Here is a 3,239-nt window from a genome sequence, read left to right as displayed (position 1 = left end):
TCATACAGTGATTCTATTTCAAATGATTTTCTTCCCATAATTAAAACTCCTTTCTCCGTACATTTAGTATTTGGAGAAGAATTTTAATTATTCTGTATAAGTTAATATTTTAGTTAGAAACCCTATAATGGCCACAAATAAAAGCTTAAAAATGAATTAACTAAGAAAGAAAAAGAGAAACCACCTAAGGATCCGTTTAAAGCATTACTTTATTCTCCAGGTATAAAGAAAAGATTTGAAGATATGCTTGATAAACAGGCAAATGGATTTATAACTAGCTTACTTAATTTAAAGCAGGATAAATTAAAGGGCTGTAATGATATGACAGTATTAGGAAGTGCCTTAAAGGCTGCTCCCTTAAAACTACCAATAGACCCGAACCTTGGTTTTGCATGGATAATACCGTTTAAAAATCATGGAAAGTTAGAAGCACAATTTCAGGTTGGATACAGAGGATTTATACAGATGGCGCAGAGGTCAGCACAGTATAAAAAACTTAATGTAACAGAGATATATGAAGGACAGCTTAAGAGTTTTAACCCACTTACAGAGGAATTGGAGCTTGACCTGGACAATAAGCAATCTGATGAAGTAGTAGGATATGCGGCATATTTTAGGCGCTTAAATGGATTTGAAAAGATGGTTTACTGGAGTAAAGAAAAAGTAACAGCACATGCTAGAAGGTTTAGTAAAAGTTTTGGTAATGGACCATGGAAGACAGATTTTGATGCAATGGCTAGAAAAACGGTGCTTAAAAATATGCTTTCAACTTGGGGAATTCTCAGTATTGATATGCAGGAAGCAATTACAAGTGACAGTAAAATAATTAAGACTACCGAGGATGATTATGAATTGCTTGAAGAAGGCACAGAAGATGAGAGTAACGCAAATGTTACTGATGTTGAGTACACAGAATCAGATGAAAGTGGAAAAGAAGAGGATGGTAAAGATCCATATGAAGGTACTCCATTTTCAGAAAACAATACAGAGTCATAAGGAGTTATTGAACTATGGGAGAAGGTGATTACATTGGCTAGACCTCAAAAAGAAGGATTAGAATATTTTCCTTTAGATGTAGATATGGATCAAGATGATAAAGTTGCACTTATAGAAGCACAACATGGATTAGTTGGTTTTGGTGTAGTAATTAAGCTATTAATGAAAATTTATAAACACGGTTATTTCTATGAGTGGACAGAAAAATAGCAATTATTGTTTTCAAAGAGGGTTAATGCAGACATTAACTCAATTAATGTAATCATTAATGATTGTGTTAAGTGGGAATTGTTTGATAAAAATGCCTTTGAAACTTACAACGTACTTACCTCCAAGGGAATTCAGAAGCGTTATATGGAGGCAGTAGGTAGAAGACAAAAGGTAAAAATATACAAAGAATATCTGCTTTTAGATGATGAAACCATTAATGTATACAAAAACTTAGTTATTGTTGACATTAACTCTAATAATGAGGTAGTTAATGCAAACATTAATCCCCAAAGTAAAGTAAAGGAAAGTAAAGTAAAGAAAAGTAAAGAAGAGAGAGAAGAAAAAAAGGTTTCTGATGGCAGAAACTCTCTCTCTGAAAAATCACTAGAACTTTGTAAATATTACCAAACATTGAAACCAGGTGAAAGTATAAGCAAAGATGTTGGAGCTCTAAATGTTTTTATAAAAACTTATGGGTATGACTGGTGCAGGGACGCACTGCAGATTACCGTTATGAATAAAAATGCCTTTATAAAAGGCTATATGAGCAAGATACTTGAAAACTGGGCTAAGAATGGGAGAAGTGAACCCAAAGGGAATAGTTATCACAAAAAGGAGAGCACCTTTAACTTTAAAGGTCGCGGTTACAGCAGTCAGGAAATAAAGGGCATTGAGAAAAAACTTCTAGGTTGGGAGGATGGTTAAAACGTGAAACTTAAGGATTTTATAAGGGGTGAGAGTAATGCCAATGTTGCTAGAAAGAAAAGCAAGAAATGATTTTGTGAAAGCTAACTGGGGTATCATGAGGCAGAAAGACATTGCGGCTAAATTAGGCTGCAGTCCAACGCTTGTAAACATGATTGGATCTGAAATGGATTTAGTAAAATCCCGTAAATCTTCAGCAGAGGTAAGAAGTCAATATTGTCCTATTGAAGCTGTTAAGAAAGTGGCCAAGTTATTCAAGATAGGCCAAAAGATAAAGCTAAAAGTAAGGTACGTGTATGGAATGTATACAAATGTGAACTGTAATAAATACAGAACAGTGAAAGGTACTGTTGCATATAAAACAGAGTGGCTTGTGGTAGTACAAAGTAAGAATCATAGAGAGAGTTTTAAATATATTGATTTCTGTATAGGAGATGTACAAGTTTTGGAGGTATAGAAGGTGAGTGTATGAATAAATCAGTAATTATAAAAAATGCAAAACCTATAAAGTTTGGAAATCAGATAGGAATGATGATAGATGAATTGGACACAGGATCAGTACGAAGCATATCTGAAAAAGAGGGGACAGAAGCTAGAAAAGCCAAAGGTAAAGGTTCAGAAATACAAAAATAAGGGCGTGTGGTATGACGGATTGTACTTTAGAAGTCAGTTAGAAATGAAAAGGTACTGCCAGTTGGAGATCCTGTTTTATTCTGGAGAAATAGCTGGATTTATAACTCAGCCGAGGTTTGTTCTTCAGGAAGGCAGCAGTAAGGAAAAGGCAATAACATATAGTGCGGATTTTTTAGTATTGCACAATGATGGAAGTTATGAAATTGAGGATACTAAAGGGTATGAATCCGAGCAGTGGAAAAGGACGTACAAGCAGTTTAAGCTGAGATATCCAAGTATTGATTTAAAGGTGTTAAAATATGTGTGAGTTAATACGTAAAATGAAATTTAGGTGAATTAATCAATAAATCTAAATATATAAATGTTCTTTGCTACGAAAATAAAAGTTAGTAACATCTGTACATTGACAATTTGATAGGATTTAGGGTTAAAATGTGCATAGCAAAGCTAAGGCAAGCATCGCCTGTCAAAAAAGAGATGAATAGAAGATGTAGTAATTAATTATTCAGTTGGAGCCTCAATGTGGAAGCCTAATTTTTGCAGTTCAAAAATATAACGAGAAATACGCTTTTGTTCACAATTTTTTCTACGCTGATCAAAATTAGAGTCATCATAAACTGTACCTGATTTTAGCATCGTATAGATAATTACAAGCAGCTTTCGAGCTAAAGCAATAGTGGATTTTTTGGCACCTT

The 3,239-nt window shown here is 33.9% G+C and carries 3 protein-coding genes and 3 pseudogenes; 5 read left to right on the top strand and 1 reads right to left on the bottom strand.

Going from position 1 to position 3,239, the window contains the following annotated elements; all coding sequences use genetic code 11:
* Window positions 1–204: 204 nt before the first annotated feature.
* The 5 genes and pseudogenes from CLRAG_RS16110 to CLRAG_RS16095 form a co-directional block, all read left to right on the top strand.
* Window positions 205–996, top strand: a pseudogene (locus tag CLRAG_RS16110) (recombinase RecT); the annotation flags it as partial.
* Window positions 997–1,020: 24 nt separating this feature from the next.
* Window positions 1,021–1,911: pseudogene (locus CLRAG_RS16105) on the top strand (DUF4373 domain-containing protein).
* Window positions 1,912–1,948: 37 nt separating this feature from the next.
* The gene (locus CLRAG_RS16100) at window positions 1,949–2,368 is read left to right on the top strand and encodes a hypothetical protein (protein ID WP_065079332.1); all 420 of its coding nucleotides are present in this window, start codon (window positions 1,949–1,951) and stop codon (window positions 2,366–2,368) included.
* An 11-nt stretch (window positions 2,369–2,379) separates the two neighbouring features.
* The gene (locus CLRAG_RS21155) at window positions 2,380–2,544 is read left to right on the top strand and encodes a hypothetical protein (protein WP_242872164.1); all 165 of its coding nucleotides are present in this window, start codon (window positions 2,380–2,382) and stop codon (window positions 2,542–2,544) included.
* A gap of 19 nt (window positions 2,545–2,563) precedes the next feature.
* Window positions 2,564–2,851, top strand: a complete 288-nt coding sequence (locus CLRAG_RS16095) for a DUF1064 domain-containing protein (protein WP_242872163.1) — start codon at window positions 2,564–2,566, stop codon at window positions 2,849–2,851.
* A gap of 194 nt (window positions 2,852–3,045) precedes the next feature.
* Here the strand turns inward: CLRAG_RS16095 and CLRAG_RS20970 are convergent.
* Window positions 3,046–3,239 (bottom strand): annotated as a pseudogene (locus tag CLRAG_RS20970) (IS110 family transposase); the annotation flags it as partial.

The sequence above is a fragment of the Clostridium ragsdalei P11 genome, assembly GCF_001675165.1.
Lineage (GTDB): Bacteria > Bacillota > Clostridia > Clostridiales > Clostridiaceae > Clostridium_B > Clostridium_B ragsdalei.
Note: the sequence above shows the minus strand (reverse complement) of the source record. Positions and strands in the feature narration are given on the sequence as shown.

What these genes read in the sequence shown, in the direction of transcription:
- CLRAG_RS16100 (WP_065079332.1), top strand. Translation starts at nt 1,949, where the DNA reads ATGCCAATGTTGCTAGAAAGAAAAGCAAGAAATGATTTTGTGAAAGCT.
- CLRAG_RS21155 (WP_242872164.1), top strand. Translation starts at nt 2,380, where the DNA reads ATGAATAAATCAGTAATTATAAAAAATGCAAAACCTATAAAGTTTGGA.